We start from the raw sequence: 17,874 nt of genomic DNA on the forward strand, positions 1-17,874 counted from the left end.
AGTGCTTCCTTTTTATTATTCTTGTTGATATTTAATCGGATTTTGTTTTACAAATATGCCAATAATGTAGCCTAAAATCGTGGCTATGATTGCTACTGGAAACCATTCTAATGAATATGATCTAAGTGGCAATGCTTCAATAAAACTAATTTTCATCCAACCGAATTTACTAATAACACTAAAAATTGACAATATAAAAACGATTGTAACTGGTATTTGTTGTGAAATACGTTTTGTTGGTATAAATTTTGCAATTAAAATTAATAATACGACTGTTATTGCAACAGGATATACTATGCTTAATACCGGAATTGACATTGATATGACAGCATTTAAACCTTGATTTGCAATTATAAAACTCATTAAAATGAAGATAATAACGAATGCTTTATACGATACTTGTGGAATAATTCTATGGAAATATTCTGAAACTGCAACTATAAGACCGCATGCCGTCGTAAGACATGCTAACGCTACAATAATACCTAATAAATATTTACCAAACGACCCAAAGCCAGTTGCAGCCATACTCGTCAATAAGTATGTTCCGATGTTGCGATCTTTAGAATTCAACTCCTGTAATGTCGCATCACTTACAGGCATATGATTTCCAATAAAACCTAGTGAGATGTAAATAAAAATCAAAGCTACGGCTGCTATTAAGCCAGCAGTCAAAGTTTGCTTGAATATTTGATTCGTTTTAGTAATTCCAGTTAGTTTCACTGCATTAACAACAATCATTGAAAATGCAATTGCTGCAATGGCATCCATTGTTAAATAGCCTTGTGTAAAACCTTCTGCAAAACTAGAAAAATTAGAATGATATAATGTTTCATTACCCTTTCCAGCACCGTTCCCACTAAAGTCTACAAACCCTTTAATAATCATCGCTAAAATAGTAATTAATAATAGCGGTGTTAATAGCGAACCTATACGATCGATTAACTTGGATGGATTTAAACAAATATACAATACTACTAAAAAGTAGATAATAGTAAAAATAAATAAAGCTACACTACTGTTACTATGTATAATTGGTGTAATTGTCATTTCAAATGAAGTTGATGCAGTTCTCGGTATTGCAAAAAGTGGACCTATAGTCAAATATATAATAACTAAGAACAATATTGAAAATTTAGGTGATATTTTATTTAATGCTCCTATATAACCTTCTTTATCAAGTGAGCCTACAATCACTCCTAATAATGGTAAGCCAATCCCTGTTAAGACAAATGCTATAATAGCAGGCCAAAAGTATTTACCACTATCTAGTCCGAGATTAGGTGGGAAAATCAGATTGCCTGCGCCAAAAAACATAGCGAAAAGCGTAAACCCAATGACCCATGTATTTTTATTCATAGAGTTACTCCTTTTTTGAAAACACGAAATAATTTACAAGTAAACATTTTAGCACAAAAAATAATAAAGAGTCTATATGAAAAGTGTTGTACATATCAGAAATAAAACAAATTTATTGTTTAAATTAGATAATGAATCAAAAATAGTTGGGAGTGGGACAGAAATGATAAAGAGCCACTAATGATTTATTATGTAGTGGTTCTTACACAATAGCCACAGCTAATGTGTACTTAAAAATAGGAATACATGAGTAAAACTCATGCATAAGAAATACTAATTTCTAAAGAAAAAGTATTTCTTTATCGTTGTTTCACTCCAATAACTTGCATTGTTTGTAGAATTCTATTTGAAATTCTCTATGATGAGGCCCGCACCCCAACTTGCATTGCTTGATGAAATTGTGGATCCAATTTCTCTGTGTTGGGGCCCCGCCAACTTGCACATTTTTGTTAGCTGACTTTCCGTCAACTTCTATGTTGGGGCCCCGCCAGCAAGGTTGACTAGAATTGAAAAAAGCTTGTTGCAAGCGCATTTTCATTCAGTCAACTACTGCCAATATAATATTATAGACCCTAGGACATTGATTTATATCCCAAACTCAACTATTTTACATTTCATACAAACCCAGATTTTAAGTATATTTATAGTGATTTAAGTAGTAATTTTTTAAGTAATGGCGATAAATGACCAGGTAAATGAGCTACACCTTCAACAAATATGGCATATTGTCCATAAATATTATGAATCGTTTGTTCAACATCTTCAGTAATTGGATCTTGGCTTAAAAATACGTTAAACACCTCAATTCCGAATTTACGTGACATTTCTACTGCTTCATACGTATCAATAATACCATCTTGACTATAATTAAATGCTGACGGTTCTCCATCTGAAAAGACAATTAAAAATCGTTGATGCTGATTACGGCGCATTAATCTTTCGCTAGCAATTCGAATCGCAACTCCGTCTCGATTGTCATCTTGAGGTTCTAGTGCCATAATACGTGGTCCATCTTTTTCAAAAGTTGAGTAATCATAATTAATAATTTCATTAATTATGTTTGGTTGAACATGCTCGTCTGAATCAAATGCATCCTCACTGAATGATAAAATTTCATGCTTTATATTTAAATCCTTTAGTGTCTCATGAAATAACACAACACCTTTCATCGTTTCAGCCATTTTGTCATGCATACTCGCTGAAGCATCAATGAGTAAAGTGAATGTCGCATCAAATGATTTACTTAAATCTTGTTTTTTATAGAACAATTTATATTGATCGTCGATGAACCAATTAATTAAGTCTTTTTGTAAACGCCCTTTAGTTAAATTATAACGCGCATCACGTTGCTCTCTTTCAATTGTTTTCTTAATTATTTGAATTAAATCTTTGATTTCGTACTGAACATCATGCTTTAATTCTTGATATTCCAGAACATATTGTGGTTCAATTTCAGGAATTTGCCATTTGATTTCTACATTTTTGTTTACACCATCGAGTTGAAAAGCTTGGCTTTGACCTACAGCATCTCCGTCTTCACGATTTAACGTATCGTTAGAGCCTTTTCCTTTTTTGGACATCATATCGGTCATATCATCAGAAGCATCACCTTCTCTTGCTTCATCATTACCCAATACTTCACTATTTTGCCCTTCATGAAGCTCCATTTCTAAATAAGCGCCACCTTTAGACTCACTATCAGCGGATTTTGAATCAGCTTTTTCGCTTTCGACGTCCTCATCTTTTGACGTTTGATCCTGACCATCTACTTCGCTTGCATCCGTTCTCTTCAAATCATCAAAATCTTCACTAGCTAATGTTTCATATAAAGTTTTTGGTAAGTAATAATATTCGTTCAACATATCTTCTTTTAAAATATCATCTACTTGATACATGATGCGTTGAGCTAGATACATATTATCTTCAGAGTTTTGATTTTGGAAAAAGTTAGGTAAGTACAAAAACATATTCATTAAAATATCATCTAAGTCTGGATGAATCGAAGGTATATCGAAGAAATTCTGACTTAAAAATGCATGTTCTAAATATAGAAATAATAAATCAGTATATTGTGTTTTTGTCCGATAAACTTTAATTTGAGATTCTGTATAAGCAATTCGAGTAGCTAAACGAAGATTAATCAATTTAGCAGTACTCGGACGTTGCTTTTTTATTGTATTAAATACACGCATATCCTCTAATAATTTAAAAAGTTGTTGATAAAATTTAGGATGTTTAAATGTTTCATCATTCGCTACTCCATTAACAATTGAAACTTCCATCATTTGATACCCATAAGCTGCTAACATTACATCCGTTTTTAAGCCAGCCATTTCGATATGGCTTGGTCGATGTGACCAAAACCAACTTGTAATTAACACATTTTGAATTGGATTATAATAAGGGAACTTTTGAATTTTAACTTGTGTTTGTTCATTTTTTAATAAGAGTCGCGCTAAGTCTTGCAACATCATAACTTGTTTCGCGTCTAACTGTTCGTCGTTAAATTTTATGAAACGATCACTCATTTTTTATCCCTCTTTAAAAATTTAATTCTACAGCGTTGTAAATTGCTTGTCGTTCACGTTCATCTTCTAATTTATCTATAATTGTACGTTTTATTGCACGTTCAACTGGCATAACCGTCATTAAGTCACATAAATCTAATAATGCACGAATACTTGCAGCTTCTTCAGAAATTTGCCCTTGTTTAGACATTGTGCGTAAATCTTCATTAAATTTAATAATTTGTTCAATTTGTTTATCATCTTGCAACAAACTTTGTTCTTTTATAACATTTTTCAAAATATCCCCATCAATATAATCAACGTGAATAACAACGAAACGATTTTTTAAGGCTTCATTCATAGGTAATGTTCCAACATATCCCTCATTGATTGCTGCTATTACATTAAATCCTGGTACAGCTTTAATAACTTCTCCAGTATAAGGATTTGTAATTTGTCGACGGTAATCTAGCACACCATTCAATACAGGTAATGTTTCTGGTTTAGCCATATTGATTTCATCAATATATAAAATATGCCCTTCTTTCATCGCTTTGATAACTGGACCATCAACAAAGACTATTTCTTGTTGACCTTGAGCATTTGTTTTAATTGTTTTAAAGCCTAATAAACTTTCTGTATCTAAATCTACAGAACAATTCACTTGATGCATCGGTGTATTAACAACTTCACTTAATGTTTCCGCCAACTTTGTTTTCCCAGAACCCGTTGGACCTTTAAGTAAAATATTTTTATTTAAATCAAATAATGCTTTTGCATCATTAAAAACAGTTGAATCTGAATTCTTATAGTGTTTAAGTGACATTTTTAAAACATTCTCCTTTAAATAAAGTAAAAAACTAAGACACGGAAAATATATCCAAATGCCTTAGTTTACTATTCTATTCTGATATAAAATACAATTCATGCAATTTGAATTGATTATATTTTAACAAATTTAGCAAATGAAAATCTCATATTAGGATTTATTTCAACAGTTAAACTTATACTTCTTTGAAATATGTTTTATAATAACCACCAACTAATCCTGAATTATCGATAATTTGATAATATTCTTCAGTTTCATTGATTACATCATACTGTTTACCTACAGTTAACATATCAGATACTGTGAATTTCTTTGCATCTGTATTTATAACTTCAACTTTCTTAATAGGTGTATGATCTTTCCAAGTTTCATGTAACATATAATTCTTCCTCACTATCGTAAATAATTATTTTTGTAAAGTGAATATAAAAGATAATCCACTATTTTCAGTAATTCTAATTGATTCTATATCATCTTGTTCAAGTGTTTGATACGGAATTTCGACTTCATCTAAGCGTAATTTTGCTTGGTTAAAGTAATCTCGATCTTTCGTTTCGACTTCAACTTGATCAACTGCGCCATATTCTGGCATGTCAATTTCGTTATCAGTAGGCATTAAATGAATCTCGCCACCTAATCCACCTTCACCAATTTTAAAAACTTGAACATGGTAATCAGCATCATCGAACGGTTGATATTCTGCAAATACTTCAAGACCAAATATATTCGTTAAAATTTGTGCAGTGATATCCACATGATTTACTTTAAGAATAACCGGGCCTAAACCTTGTACTTGATGTAACGGATTGACCGTACTTTCGAAAGAAGGCATACCTAAACCAACGCCGTAGTTATTCTCATTTGAATATATTGAGAAAATATGACCATTGTTATCTTCGAAACTGAAATATTTATTGCCATTTAACTCTTTAACTGTTGTATATGGAATATCTTTACTTGATAATATTTCTGCGTACTCATCTAAACCTGAGTCACTAGGTGTACGTAATCCAATTCCCACAAAATGCGATTCTTCTAATTGTTCACTTGGAACTTGTATAAATTGAAGTCTTGTTCCAGGGCTTATATCTGCATCACCGAAGCGAATTGAGTTTTCAAGAAGTTCTTCACAATTTAATCCTAATATGTCAACCATGAAATGTTTTGTCTGTTCTATATTTGTTGTACCTAATGTTATACTTCTAAGTCCACACATTATAGCCACCTCTATCTTTATCTTTACGGTTATATTATAACTTATTTTAATCATAAATTATAGAATATCGGTCAGTTGATTTTGATTATAGATTAATATGCGAAAAATGTATTTCCTTAAAACAACAAATTTGTGTTTAAAGTTAACATAATATTGTTATGGTTTATATTGATAAGACTAGTATCTATTATTTAGTTTTAATAAACATAAAAGAACATAACGACTTGTGATCAATTGCCGTTATGTTCTTTTAAACATTATAATTTTATGATTCTAATAATAAGTCTTCTGGGTTTTCAATCAATTCTTTAATTGTTTTTAAGAAACCAACTGCTTCTTTACCGTCAATGATTCTATGATCATAGCTTAATGCGATATACATCATTGGACGATTTTCGATTGTATCTTGATCAATCGCAATTGGTCTTGTAATGATTGAGTGCATACCTAATATTGCTGCTTGATTTCCATTGATAATTGGCGTACTCATCATTGAACCGAAAATACCACCATTTGTAATAGTAAATGAACCATTTACCATATCATCTAAACCAAGCTTTTTCTCTCTTGCTTTCACTGCTAAATTCGCAATTTCTGCTTCAATTTCAGCAAAATTCTTTTTATCACAGTCTCTAACAAATGGTACTAATAAGCCATCATCAGTAGATACAGCTACGCCAATGTCATAATACTGTTTAGTAATCATATCTTCCCCATCAATTTCTGCATTGACTTCTGGATATTTTTTCAATGCTGCAACAGATGCTTTTGTAAAGAATGACATAAATCCTAATTTAGTACCATCATGATCTTTCATAAACTGTTCTTTCTTACGTTTACGTAATTCCATTACATTAGTCATATCAACTTCGTTAAATGTCGTTAACATTGCTGTATTATTAGATACCTCTAATAATTTTTTAGCAGCTGTTTTCTTTCTACGTGACATTTTTTCACGGATAACTGGCTTTGATGGATATTGATTGTATTTTTTCTCTTCTTTAGCAGGTGTTTTTTGTGATGTCGGTGTTGATGCAGGTGCATCTTGCTTTTTATCGATATCTTCTTTACGAAGTACATCATTTGTTTTCGGACTTACTTCAGCTAAATTCACACCATTTTCACGCGCATATCGACGAGCAGAAGGTGTAGCGTTAACACGTTGTTGATTGTCATCAGATGTTTTTGATTCTGTAGAATCATCGCCCGTAACTTTTTCTTCTTTATTGTTCTCTGTTTCATCTTTTTGTTGTGGAGTTTTATCTTTGTCTTTTTCTGATTCATTTGAAGCATTTCCACTGCCTTCGCCAATGACAGCAATTGCTTGCCCAACTTCTACTGTGTCGCCTTCACTTGCAAGTTGTTCGAATAATACACCTGCTTCTTCTGATACTACTTCGACATTTACTTTATCAGTTTCTAATTCAAGAATAGCTTCACCTTTTTCTACGCTATCCCCAACGTTTTTTAACCATTCTGCAATGGTACCTTCTGTAATAGATTCTGCTAATTCTGGAACTTTAACCTCTGGCATGACTTATTTCCCCCTAGTTATTTTTTAATGCATTTTCTATAATTTTACTTTGAACAAGTTTATGAATCTCGCCGTCACCTTCAGCTGGTGCCGCTCTTTGTATTCTGCCATGGTAGCTTAAATCATACTTATCTGATACAAGTACTTTAACATATGGATAAACATATAACCATGCACCTTGATTTTTAGGTTCTTCTTGAACCCAAGATACTTCTTCAAGATTTGGTAACTGTTCTAATAATGATCCAATTTCTTCTTCTGGGAACGGATATAGTCTTTCAATAGCTACTAATAATACCGTTTCATCAGGATTTTTAGCTAAAGCTTCTTTTAAATCAATAAACATTTTTCCGGTTGCCAATATTACCTTTGTAACTTTATCTACTTGATGCGGCTCCGTTAAAATTGGCTCAAAGCCACCTGACGTAAATTCATCAATTGGTTTTGCAACCGTCTTATTTCTTAACAAGCTTTTAGGTGACATGACAACTAATGGTCTCATTTGTTCAGATCCAAGACTAGCCGCCTGTGCACGTAATAAATGGAAATAGTTACTTGAACTTGATAAGTTTACGACCGTACAATTATTTTCAGCCGCTAACTGTAAAAATCTTTCAAGTCGTGCAGATGAATGTTCAGGCCCTTGTCCTTCGTACGCATGTGGTAAGAATAATGTTAAACCAGAACGTTCACCCCATTTTGAACGAGAACTAAATAAGAAGTTGTCAAAGATCATCTGTGACATATTGGCAAAGTCACCATATTGTGCTTCCCATATGTTAAAACTTTCTTTATTTTCTACATTATAACCATATTCAAAACCTACGACAGCAGCTTCTGATAACGGTGAATTGTGAATATCAAAAGTTGCTTTTTGATCAGGTACATGGTGTAAAGGTGTATACGTATCACCTGTTTCTTCGTCATGTAATACAGCATGTCTATGGCTAAACGTACCACGTTCACTATCTTGACCAGTTAAACGAATTGGTCTTCCGTCTTGTAAAATCGTAGCAAATGCAAGTTGCTCTGCTTGAGCCCAATCAACTAAACCACCTTCTTGGTTAAAAGGCTCATGACGTTTCTCAAGTACTTTATTTAATTTCTTAAGAATGTTAAATCCTTCAGGATACGTTAACAATGCGTCATTAATTTCTTTCAAATGCTCAAACGTAAAAGATTGTTTATCAGCTTGTAAAGGTAATGCGAGATCAGATGGTTTCTCCATATCTGGATTATCCATTTTATCAGCTTTATCAATCTTATCATGCGCTTGTCTTAATTCCTTTTGTACTTGATCAATAAATGCATGCATTTCATCTTCTGAAATCACACCTTCTTCAACAAGCTTTTTGCCAAATACATATTCTACAGAGTCATGTTTGCGAATATTCTGATAAGGAACAGGATTCGTAATTGAAGGTTCATCCATTTCGTTATGACCATAACGACGATAACCTACTAGATCAATTACTACATCTTTATGAAACTCTTTTCTAAATTCCATGGCAATGTCAATGGCTTCAATTGTAGCTTCTACATCATCAGCATTGACGTGGAAAATAGGTACATCATATCCTTTAGCTACATCAGTAGAATACGTTGTTGAACGTGCATCGATTGGTTCAGTTGTAAAACCAATTCTATTGTTCGTAATGATATGCAATGAACCGCCCGTTGAATAACCTTTCAAGTTACCTAAGTTCATTGTCTCAAAGTTAATACCTTGACCTGGATACGCAGCATCACCATGAATGATGATTGGCATCGCTTTATGATGATCAGTTGTCGGTGCACCAGCACGATGTGTATCATCTTGAGCCGCTCTTGTTCGACCCTCAACAACCGGTGCAACAATTTCCAAGTGACTTGGATTGTTAGCTAGTGCGATTCGTTGAGTTGTACCATAAGAGTCAGTAGTCTTTATGCCACCTAAATGATACTTTACATCTCCAGTCCAACCAGCAGTTAATTGCAAACTACCATCCTCAGGTAAAAATTTCATTGGATCTGTATGCATAAATTCTGAAATCATCATTTCGTAAGGTTTTTCTAGAACATGCGTTAAGACATTTAAACGTCCACGGTGAGCCATGCCTATTTGTATATTTTTAATACCTTCCTTAGCAGCGATTGTGATTGTTCGTTGTAACATTGGAACAAGCGCGTCTACCCCTTCAATTGAAAAGCGCTTTGCACCAACGAAATTTTTATGAAGATATTTTTCAAAACCTTCAACATATGCTAGTTTTTTAAAAAGTGCCCTTTTTTCATTATTATTTAACGTTACTTTATACGGCGTTTCAATTCTTCGTTTTAACCAACCACGTTCAGTATTATTATTAATATGTGTATACTCAAATGCGATTGGTCCTTTGTAACGTTTTTCCATTCTTAAAATTGCTTCATAAGCATTATCATAAATGTCGGCAAAGTGATCTGAAACAATTCCTGCTGAAATACCTTCCAAAGTCTGTTGATCTAAATCAAAATCTTCAATTTCTAATTTAGGCACATGTTTCCTTTTCGGAGGATTTACAGGATAAATATCGGCTTTGAGATGCCCATATTGGCGAATATTATCAATCAAACGCATAACACGTTTAATCGTTCCATCACTATTTTGACTACTTGTACCTTTTAATGCAGGTACAATTGTGTCATCATTTTTAATTGTACTGAATAAGACTTGCAAATCTTCTGGCACTGATGATGGATCTTGTAAAAAGTCATCATATAGATCTAACATAAGACCTAAATTTGCGCCGAAGTTTACAGGAGCCTCTGAAACTTCTTTTCTTTCGTTAGTCATTTTACACCCTCCACAAAAATGTTGAAACGCTTACAATGTAATAATATCACTATTTAGTTATTTGTTAAAGTAGATTTACCTATTTATCCACGAAAAAGAAGAATCAACAAAAACGTTGATTCTTCTAGGGTTTTAGATGTATTTAATGATAAAGTTTGTGATGTTTTTCTCAATAAAACAGTCGTTTAAAATATTATCTTAAATGTTGTTCCCTTGTTGATTTCACTTTTTATTTTTATAGTACCACCATTTAACTGTATGATTTTTTGCGCAATTGATAGCCCTAATCCATTACCACCTTGACTTCTAGACCTAGACTTATCAACACGATAAAAACGATCAAAAATGAAATCTTGATCTTCTTTAGGAATACCAATCCCATGATCTGTTATCTCGATAATCTTCTGCTTATTCTTTAATCTTGTTTTTACTTTAATTTTTTTATTTTTAACGTCATATTTAATGGCATTGTCAATAAATATTAAAAATAATTGTTCAAATTGATGCGGTTTCATTTTAATTTCAAGGTTTTTAGAAGTAAGATCTGTTTCAAATTGATAATCCGGATGTAATTGTTTCAAAGAATGAATTCTTGAACGAATTTCATCATTAATATGAACTACTAGTGTTTCTGAAGAAATATCATTCACATCACCTTTTGTGAGTTCAAGTAATTCTTCTACCAATTTAATAATACGATTCATTTCTTCAATTGAAATATTTAAAGATTCCTCTAGTACTGCCGGGTCTTTTTTACCCCAACGTTGAATTAAGTTTAAGTGTCCTTGAATGATTTGAAGTGGTGTTCTTAATTCATGGGACGCATCTTCAACAAATTGACGTTGTTGATTGAACGATTCTTCAATTTGACTCATCATTTCGTTAAATGTGTTTGCTAAATTATCAATTTCTTCATAATTTGTGTTTAATTGCAACTTATTTTGAAAACCATCGCGTCTAATCTCAATCATTTTATTGGATAAACTTACAAGTGGTTTAGTGATTTGCGTTGAAAATACATAACTAATCGTCGCCGTAATAATTGTTGCAATGACACCAAATGCTAGTGCAATAATATATAATGATTTAACAATGTTATCGTAATTTTCAAGGGAGTGAATTAATAAACTGTACCCCTTAAAATCTTGAGTCGTAATAGGCTCTTTAATTATCAAATAATCTATACCTTTATAACGCTTTTTAATTACACGGTCAAAATATCTATGTTCATATCCTGGTTCAACGCGTACTGTATTATCATTTGAAGTTTCAAATAATTTATTATTGTGTTCATCATATATAATTATTTCTTGAAAATTTCCTAATGAAGCATTCAAATCTAATGCAGAAATATCTTTAACAGGCTTAGAATGAAAAAGATTGTTTATATCACTCGAACTTCGCTCTGCATCATCAAGTTCACTATTGTGTAATGTATCTTTCAAGAAAAATATTATAATCAAACAGAATAAGAAAATAGTAACAAAAGTAATCATCGTTGTGACAATAATCCAGTTATTGCGCAATTTACGTTTTGTCATCGTATCACATACCCTACGCCACGTACGGTTTCAATCATTTTATCGCGATCATATGGTTTTAATTTATTACGTAAATATCTAATATAAACGTCAACTACATTTGTTTCAACTTCACTGTTATAACCCCAAACATGATTTAAAATTTGCTCTCGCTGCATAACGTGATTTTTATTTTCAGCAAGTAAATATAATAAATCATACTCCGTCTTAGTTAAATCTATTTCAGCACCATTTACAGTAACTTTAAAAGCGTTTTTATCAATCGTTATACCATTAACATCAATAATATCTTTTTGTGGTTGTCGACGTAATATAGCGCGAATTCTAGCTAAAAGTTCTTCTATATCAAACGGTTTAACAATATAGTCATCTGCCCCATAATCAAGACCGGCTACTTTGTCATAAGTATCACTTTTAGCTGTAATAATTATGATTGGTGTAGATTGATGTTGTCTTATTTTCCGACAAATTTCTAAACCATTAATCGACGGTAGCATTAAATCTAAAATAATTAAATCATAGTAATGACTAAGCGCCTTGTCTAAACCATCTTGTCCATCGTATTCTGTATCAACATTGTAATTTTCATGTGTGAGTTCTAATTCGATAAATCTTGCTAAATTTTGTTCATCTTCTACTATTAAAATTTGCGTCATTTGTGCACCTCATATTACGACTTTTTCTAATAAGGTAATATATATTAAATTTTGTATTTTTCCATACAATAGTTGTTTTACAAATTAGTTTGTTTACATTTAAATTTTATCACAAATCAATAACCGTGGTTCGAATTTTTCAGAGTTAAATCATTAATTATTTATTAACTTAACTACCAAGCATCGACTTTACAGAACATTTTCAAATTTTATTGTTTACTCTAGCATAAAACGATTTATTTTATAAAAGAAGTAGTATCATATAGGTAAATTTAGTTCTGAACGTTATGTTTAATTCGTTGTGAAAATAACTTTGAAGCTGCAACATTAATATTTCTATTTTCACATAATATGAATTACTTAAACATAATCAGGTCCATATTTGAATAAATATCGATTTAATCTTACAAATTTTAATAAGTGATGTAAATTAATATTCTAATTTCATTAGTAACTGCAATTCCAGCATTATTTTCGATTTTTTTTATACTTTGAAATTGCATGATAACGCGCTTTATTTGCATTTCTTAAAAATTTTCTTAAAAAAGTTTTAGTTTCTAATTGACAATGATTCTCATTAATGTATAATAGTAGTTGAAAATGATTATCAATACCACATAGAACATCCCCCCCACAACGTTTCGTTCATGTTGGATTGGTCATTTTCAGATATTCCCCTTTTATATGCCCGTAAAAGACAATATACGTTATAACAACGTTTTATAAAAGCAGTAAACCCTTACGACACTTTAGGTTTACTGCTTTTGTTATGTTCTTTAATATTTAATTTAGTAATTTATTTCTTAGTAACAACGTTGATAAAACAATGCAAAATACGCCACCTATAATACCAGCAATAATATCAGTTGGATAATGTACACCAAGATAAACACGAGATATTGAAATTAATAAAATCATCATTGCACAAATTCCTATAAGTAGACCTTTTGTATTACCATGTCCTAAGCGATTTAAAATGTAAATACCACTTCCAAAATATGCAGTTGAACCCATTGCATGTCCACTCGGAAAACTGAATCCTGTAATATCAATTAAACGTAATAATGTTGGTCTTTCTCTATCAAAAATATTTTTTAATGCTGGATTTAAGATTCCTGATAGAGCCATTGTTAATGCGAAAAATAATGCTTCTATTTTATGGCGTTTTAACATTAAATACGCCACAAGAAGTAATGAAATACATAACATTGCCCATACTTCACCTACTTTAGTAGCACCAAGCATAATAGATGTCGTTATGAAACTCTCGGATGCATAAATAAATTCATAAACTTCATTGTCAATCCATTTTCCAAGTCTTGATTCATGGAAAAAAGCGATAATCCCAAAAACCAAGGTAAAAACGATGAGCAATGAGATACGTTTCCATTGACTCATAAAGCATTACCTCCCATTAATTCAATGCATCTTTAATCATCTTATTAAATAAAGCTTCTTTTGTATAACTTTGTTCATAAGCTTTCATCTCATTGATGATATTTGTTCTATCCTTTTCTATAACATTTAATTCTTCTAATAATTTTTCCGCAGTTAATAGTTCTTCCTCGATAGTCTTAGCATAACCTTTTTTAGCAAAATGTTTTGCATTATCAATTTGGTCACCACGTGATTGATCTAAACCTAATGGCACTAATAACATTGGAATTCGTAATGTTAAAAATTCATAAATAGCATTTGATCCTGCTCTACTTATAACTGTATCTGTGATTGCTAATAAATCAGTTAAATCTTCTTTAACAAATTCATATTGTACATAGCCAGATTTCTTTACTTGATCATCTTTCAAACCCTTACCAGTTAAATGTATAATTTGGTATTGATGGAGTAATGCATCTAAATTCTCTCTAATAATTTCATTTAGCTTTTTACTACCTAAACTTCCACCCATAACGAGTAGTACTTTTTTATTATTATTAAAGCATGTCAATTGGTAACCTTTGTGAGCACTACCACTTTTTAAATCTTCACGAATTGTAGCTCCTATAAAGTCTGCTTTGTCTTTTGGTAAGTAATTTAACGTTTCTTCAAACGTAGTATAAATTTTCTTGGCAAATTTAAGTGCAATTTTATTTGCTAAGCCAGGCGTTAAGTCAGATTCATGGATAATTGTTGGTATTTTCAAAGATTTAGCTGCTATCACAACAGGTACTGATACAAAACCACCTTTTGAAAATAATAAATCTGGTTTTTCCTTTTTCAAAACTTTGCGAGCATCTAAAATACCTTTCAATACTTTAAATACATCTTTTGCATTTTCTAATGAAATGTATCTTCTTAATTTACCACTCGAAATAGGATAATACGTAATTTCTGGTAATTGTGTTTCAATCATTTCTCTTTCAATTCCATTTTTAGAACCAATATAAAACGCTTCATGACCTTGGGATAATGCAGTCGGAATCAAACTTAAATTTACTGAAACATGTCCAACTGTACCGCCACCGGTAAACGCGATTTTCGTCATCAATATTACCTCTATTCTTTTAAATTTTTATAATATGCATAAAAAGGTTCACCTTTATCATAAGGAGGATATTCCATTAATTGCTCTCCTACTTTATGAAAACCGAATTTGGCAAATAAACCTTGAGCTGGCTTATTTAAAGCAAATGTATCCGTTAAAATAACGTCAGCTCCACGTGCTTTCACTACATCAATAACATAATTAAATAATTCCGTTGCTGCACCTTTATAATCTTTGGATCCCGTTAAACGATGTATTACAAAAGCACCTTCTCTATTTACAGGCCAGTCAATGTCATCATACCATTCTGCTTGATTTTGGTCGACAACTATAAAGCCATAAATTTTGTCATTGTCCTCTAAAACATATAGATAGTCTTTCGCAATGTCTTCTTCGAAATGTTCCATAAGTGGGTACTGATCGTCCCATTGTTCGTTGTCGTGTTCCTTCATAATTTCTTTTGCTTCTTCTACAAGATTTAAAATTTGATCTAAATCTGTCATTTTACCTAGACGGATCATGTACGTCACTCCTTATTATAAAATTAAAATGTGTTTTATTGCACATGTTAATCATACACACTATCGTGATACTTTAAACGTTTATTGTGCATGAAAAACAGTAATTATAAAACATTGGGATAATAGTAGTCGATAAAAGTATCATATACCAATATGAAAGGTGGTAATAGTCATAAATCTAGCTTTATATATTGAATTTATACAACCTTAATAATTAAAATCGAGCACTAAATCAATAATAATATTTGATTACTTTGATGACTACCTTTTTACGTGAACGTCTAATTTATATCTTTTGTGCTTCAACGTCAATAAAAGAGTTGGGCAGAGATTATAAAAACCACTAATGATTTATTATGTAGTGACTCTTAGACATTAACCGAAGTTAATGTGTGCTTATAAATAGGAACACATGAGTAAAACTCATGCATGAGAGGCTGGGACATAAATCCCTAAAAAACAGCAGTAAGATAATTTTCAATTAGAAAATATCTTACTGCTGTTCTCTATTTATACAATACTTCGTATTGAATGGCTTCGCTTTCCTAGGGTGCCGTCTCAGCCTCGGTCTTCGACTGGCACTGCTCCCTCAGGAGTCTCACCATTAATACTACGTATTAACATGTAATTTTACTTTTAAATACTTAAAAAAAATAAGACACTTTCGTATAATTTAATAAATACCACTAAACTAAATTAACGAGGTGCCTTATGTATAAAAATTATAACATGACTCAACTTACACTACCAATAGAAACTTCTGTTAGAATTCCTCAAAATGATATATCGCGATATGTTAATGAAATTGTTAAAACGATACCTGATAGCGAATTCGATGAATTCAGACATCATCGTGGTGCAACATCCTATCATCCAAAAATGATGTTAAAAATCATCTTATATACATATACTCAATCTGTATTTTCTGGTCGTAGAATAGAGAAATTACTTCATGACAGTATTCGAATGATGTGGTTAGCTCAAGATCAAACACCTTCTTATAAAACTATTAATCGTTTTAGAGTGAATCCTAATACTGATGCGTTAATTGAATCTTTATTTATTCAGTTCCATAGTCAATGTTTAAAGCAAAATCTTATTGATGATAATTCAATTTTTATTGATGGTACAAAAGTAGAAGCTAGTGCCAATAGATATACATTTGTGTGGAAGAAAAGTATTCAAAATCACGAATCGAAATTGAACGAAAATTCAAAAGCATTTTATCGTGACTTAGTTGAAGAAAAAATAATACCAGAGATTAAAGAAGATGGAGATAGCGATTTAACAATAGAAGAAATTGATTTAAATGGTAGTCATTTAGATAAAGAAATCGAAGATTTATGTCATTCTATTGAGAACGAAGATTGTGCTCAAATTAGAAAACAGACCCGTAAAAAAGAACTGAGATTAAGAAGTTCAAAAATAAACTTGATGATTATTCTGAAAGAAAAAGTAAATATGAAGAGCAAAAATCGATTCTTAAAGATAGAAATAGCTTTTCTAAAACTGATCATGATGCAACTTTTATGAGAATGAAGGAAGACCATATGAAAAATGGCCAACTTAAGCCAGGATACAATTTACAAATAGCGACAAATTCTCAATTTGTTTTATCCTATGACCTATTTCAAAACCCAACAGATACTAGAACTTTAATTCCATTTTTAACAATGATTCAAAATACCTTCGGTTATATACCAGAGTATATTGTAGCTGATGCAGGTTATGGTAGTGAGCAAAACTATATGGCTATTATAGATGATTTTAATAAAACACCACTTATTACGTATGGCATGTTTATTAAAGATAAAACTAGAAAGTTTAAAAGTGACATTTTTAACACTCAAAATTGGAAATATGACGAACTTAATGATGAATTTATATGTCCTAATAACAAAAGAATAGGTTTTAAAAAATATGCATACCGTAATGATAGATATGGTTTTAAACGTGACTTCAAACTATATGAATGTGATGACTATTCAGCATGTTCTTTGAGACATCAATGCATGAAGCCAAATTCGAAATCTAATAAGAAAATTATGAAGAATTATAATTGGGAATACTTTAAAGCCAAAATTAATCAAAAGCTTTCTGAACCAGAAACGAAAAAAATCTATAGTCAAAGAAAAATTGATGTAGAGCCTGTTTTTGGATTTATGAAGGCTATTTTGGGTTTCACTCGAATCTCAGTTCGAGGAATAAATAAAGTTAAACGAGAGCTAGGTTTTGTATTAATGGCACTTAATATAAGGAAAATAGCAGCTCAACGAGCTGTACATTATAAAATGCATATCAAAAAAGCTGATTTCTATCAAATAATTAATAGAAATCAGCTTTTTTACATTGCATAAGAACTTAATGTGCCAGCCTCTTAATGAAAACGATTTCAACTTATTTGATTTAAAAAA

13 protein-coding genes and 1 pseudogene are annotated in these 17,874 nt (G+C 31.4%); 1 reads left to right on the plus strand and 13 read right to left on the minus strand.

Features of this window, described 5'->3' with window-relative positions:
• Positions 1-15 precede the first annotated feature (15 nt).
• The 13 genes from brnQ3 to SAMSHR1132_RS06600 form a co-directional block, all read right to left on the minus strand.
• Positions 16-1,359, minus strand: a complete 1,344-nt coding sequence (brnQ3, locus tag SAMSHR1132_RS06545; RefSeq protein WP_001039262.1) for a branched-chain amino acid-like transporter carrier protein BrnQ3 — start codon at positions 1,357-1,359, stop codon at positions 16-18.
• A gap of 641 nt (positions 1,360-2,000) precedes the next feature.
• On the minus strand, positions 2,001-3,887 hold the full coding sequence (locus SAMSHR1132_RS06550) for a vWA domain-containing protein (RefSeq protein WP_001283653.1): 1,887 nt from the start codon (positions 3,885-3,887) through the stop codon (positions 2,001-2,003).
• Positions 3,888-3,900: 13 nt separating this feature from the next.
• On the minus strand, positions 3,901-4,692 hold the full coding sequence (locus SAMSHR1132_RS06555; RefSeq protein WP_000053667.1) for an ATP-binding protein: 792 nt from the start codon (positions 4,690-4,692) through the stop codon (positions 3,901-3,903).
• A 178-nt stretch (positions 4,693-4,870) separates the two neighbouring features.
• Complete coding sequence (locus tag SAMSHR1132_RS06560; RefSeq protein WP_000902171.1) at positions 4,871-5,074, minus strand: DUF6501 family protein; 204 nt, start codon at positions 5,072-5,074, stop codon at positions 4,871-4,873.
• Between the two features lie 27 nt (positions 5,075-5,101).
• The gene (locus tag SAMSHR1132_RS06565; RefSeq protein ID WP_000334502.1) at positions 5,102-5,911 is read right to left on the minus strand and encodes a VOC family protein; all 810 of its coding nucleotides are present in this window, start codon (positions 5,909-5,911) and stop codon (positions 5,102-5,104) included.
• 265 nt (positions 5,912-6,176) lie between these two features.
• Positions 6,177-7,445, minus strand: a complete 1,269-nt coding sequence (sucB, locus tag SAMSHR1132_RS06570) for a dihydrolipoyllysine-residue succinyltransferase (protein ID WP_001115435.1) — start codon at positions 7,443-7,445, stop codon at positions 6,177-6,179.
• A gap of 13 nt (positions 7,446-7,458) precedes the next feature.
• Positions 7,459-10,257: a 2-oxoglutarate dehydrogenase E1 component gene (locus SAMSHR1132_RS06575; RefSeq protein ID WP_000180687.1), complete on the minus strand. Its 2,799-nt coding sequence runs from the start codon at positions 10,255-10,257 to the stop codon at positions 7,459-7,461.
• Positions 10,258-10,442: 185 nt separating this feature from the next.
• A complete protein-coding gene (gene arlS, locus SAMSHR1132_RS06580) occupies positions 10,443-11,798 on the minus strand; it encodes a sensor histidine kinase ArlS (RefSeq protein WP_000166797.1) in 1,356 nt (451 codons plus the stop codon).
• Positions 11,795-12,454, minus strand: coding sequence for a response regulator transcription factor ArlR (gene arlR, locus SAMSHR1132_RS06585; RefSeq protein ID WP_000192133.1), 660 nt, complete (start codon positions 12,452-12,454; stop codon positions 11,795-11,797). The genes arlS and arlR overlap by 4 nt, the downstream gene beginning before the upstream one ends.
• 468 nt (positions 12,455-12,922) lie before the next feature.
• Complete coding sequence (locus SAMSHR1132_RS13785) at positions 12,923-13,066, minus strand: hypothetical protein (RefSeq protein WP_169929176.1); 144 nt, start codon at positions 13,064-13,066, stop codon at positions 12,923-12,925.
• A 171-nt stretch (positions 13,067-13,237) separates the two neighbouring features.
• Positions 13,238-13,852 carry a phosphatase PAP2 family protein gene (locus SAMSHR1132_RS06590; RefSeq protein ID WP_000084771.1) on the minus strand — a complete coding sequence of 205 codons (615 nt, stop codon included), beginning with the start codon at positions 13,850-13,852 and terminating at the stop codon, positions 13,238-13,240.
• A 16-nt stretch (positions 13,853-13,868) separates the two neighbouring features.
• The gene (locus SAMSHR1132_RS06595; RefSeq protein ID WP_000160899.1) at positions 13,869-14,939 is read right to left on the minus strand and encodes an undecaprenyldiphospho-muramoylpentapeptide beta-N-acetylglucosaminyltransferase; all 1,071 of its coding nucleotides are present in this window, start codon (positions 14,937-14,939) and stop codon (positions 13,869-13,871) included.
• Between the two features lie 11 nt (positions 14,940-14,950).
• A complete protein-coding gene (locus SAMSHR1132_RS06600) occupies positions 14,951-15,460 on the minus strand; it encodes a GNAT family N-acetyltransferase (protein ID WP_000620204.1) in 510 nt (169 codons plus the stop codon).
• A 711-nt stretch (positions 15,461-16,171) separates the two neighbouring features.
• On the opposite strand from SAMSHR1132_RS06600, the pseudogene SAMSHR1132_RS13790 reads away from it, so the two are divergent.
• Positions 16,172-17,817, plus strand: a pseudogene (locus SAMSHR1132_RS13790) (IS1182 family transposase).
• Positions 17,818-17,874: the final 57 nt, after the last annotated feature.

The sequence above is a fragment of the Staphylococcus argenteus genome (genome assembly GCF_000236925.1).
GTDB lineage: Bacteria > Bacillota > Bacilli > Staphylococcales > Staphylococcaceae > Staphylococcus > Staphylococcus argenteus.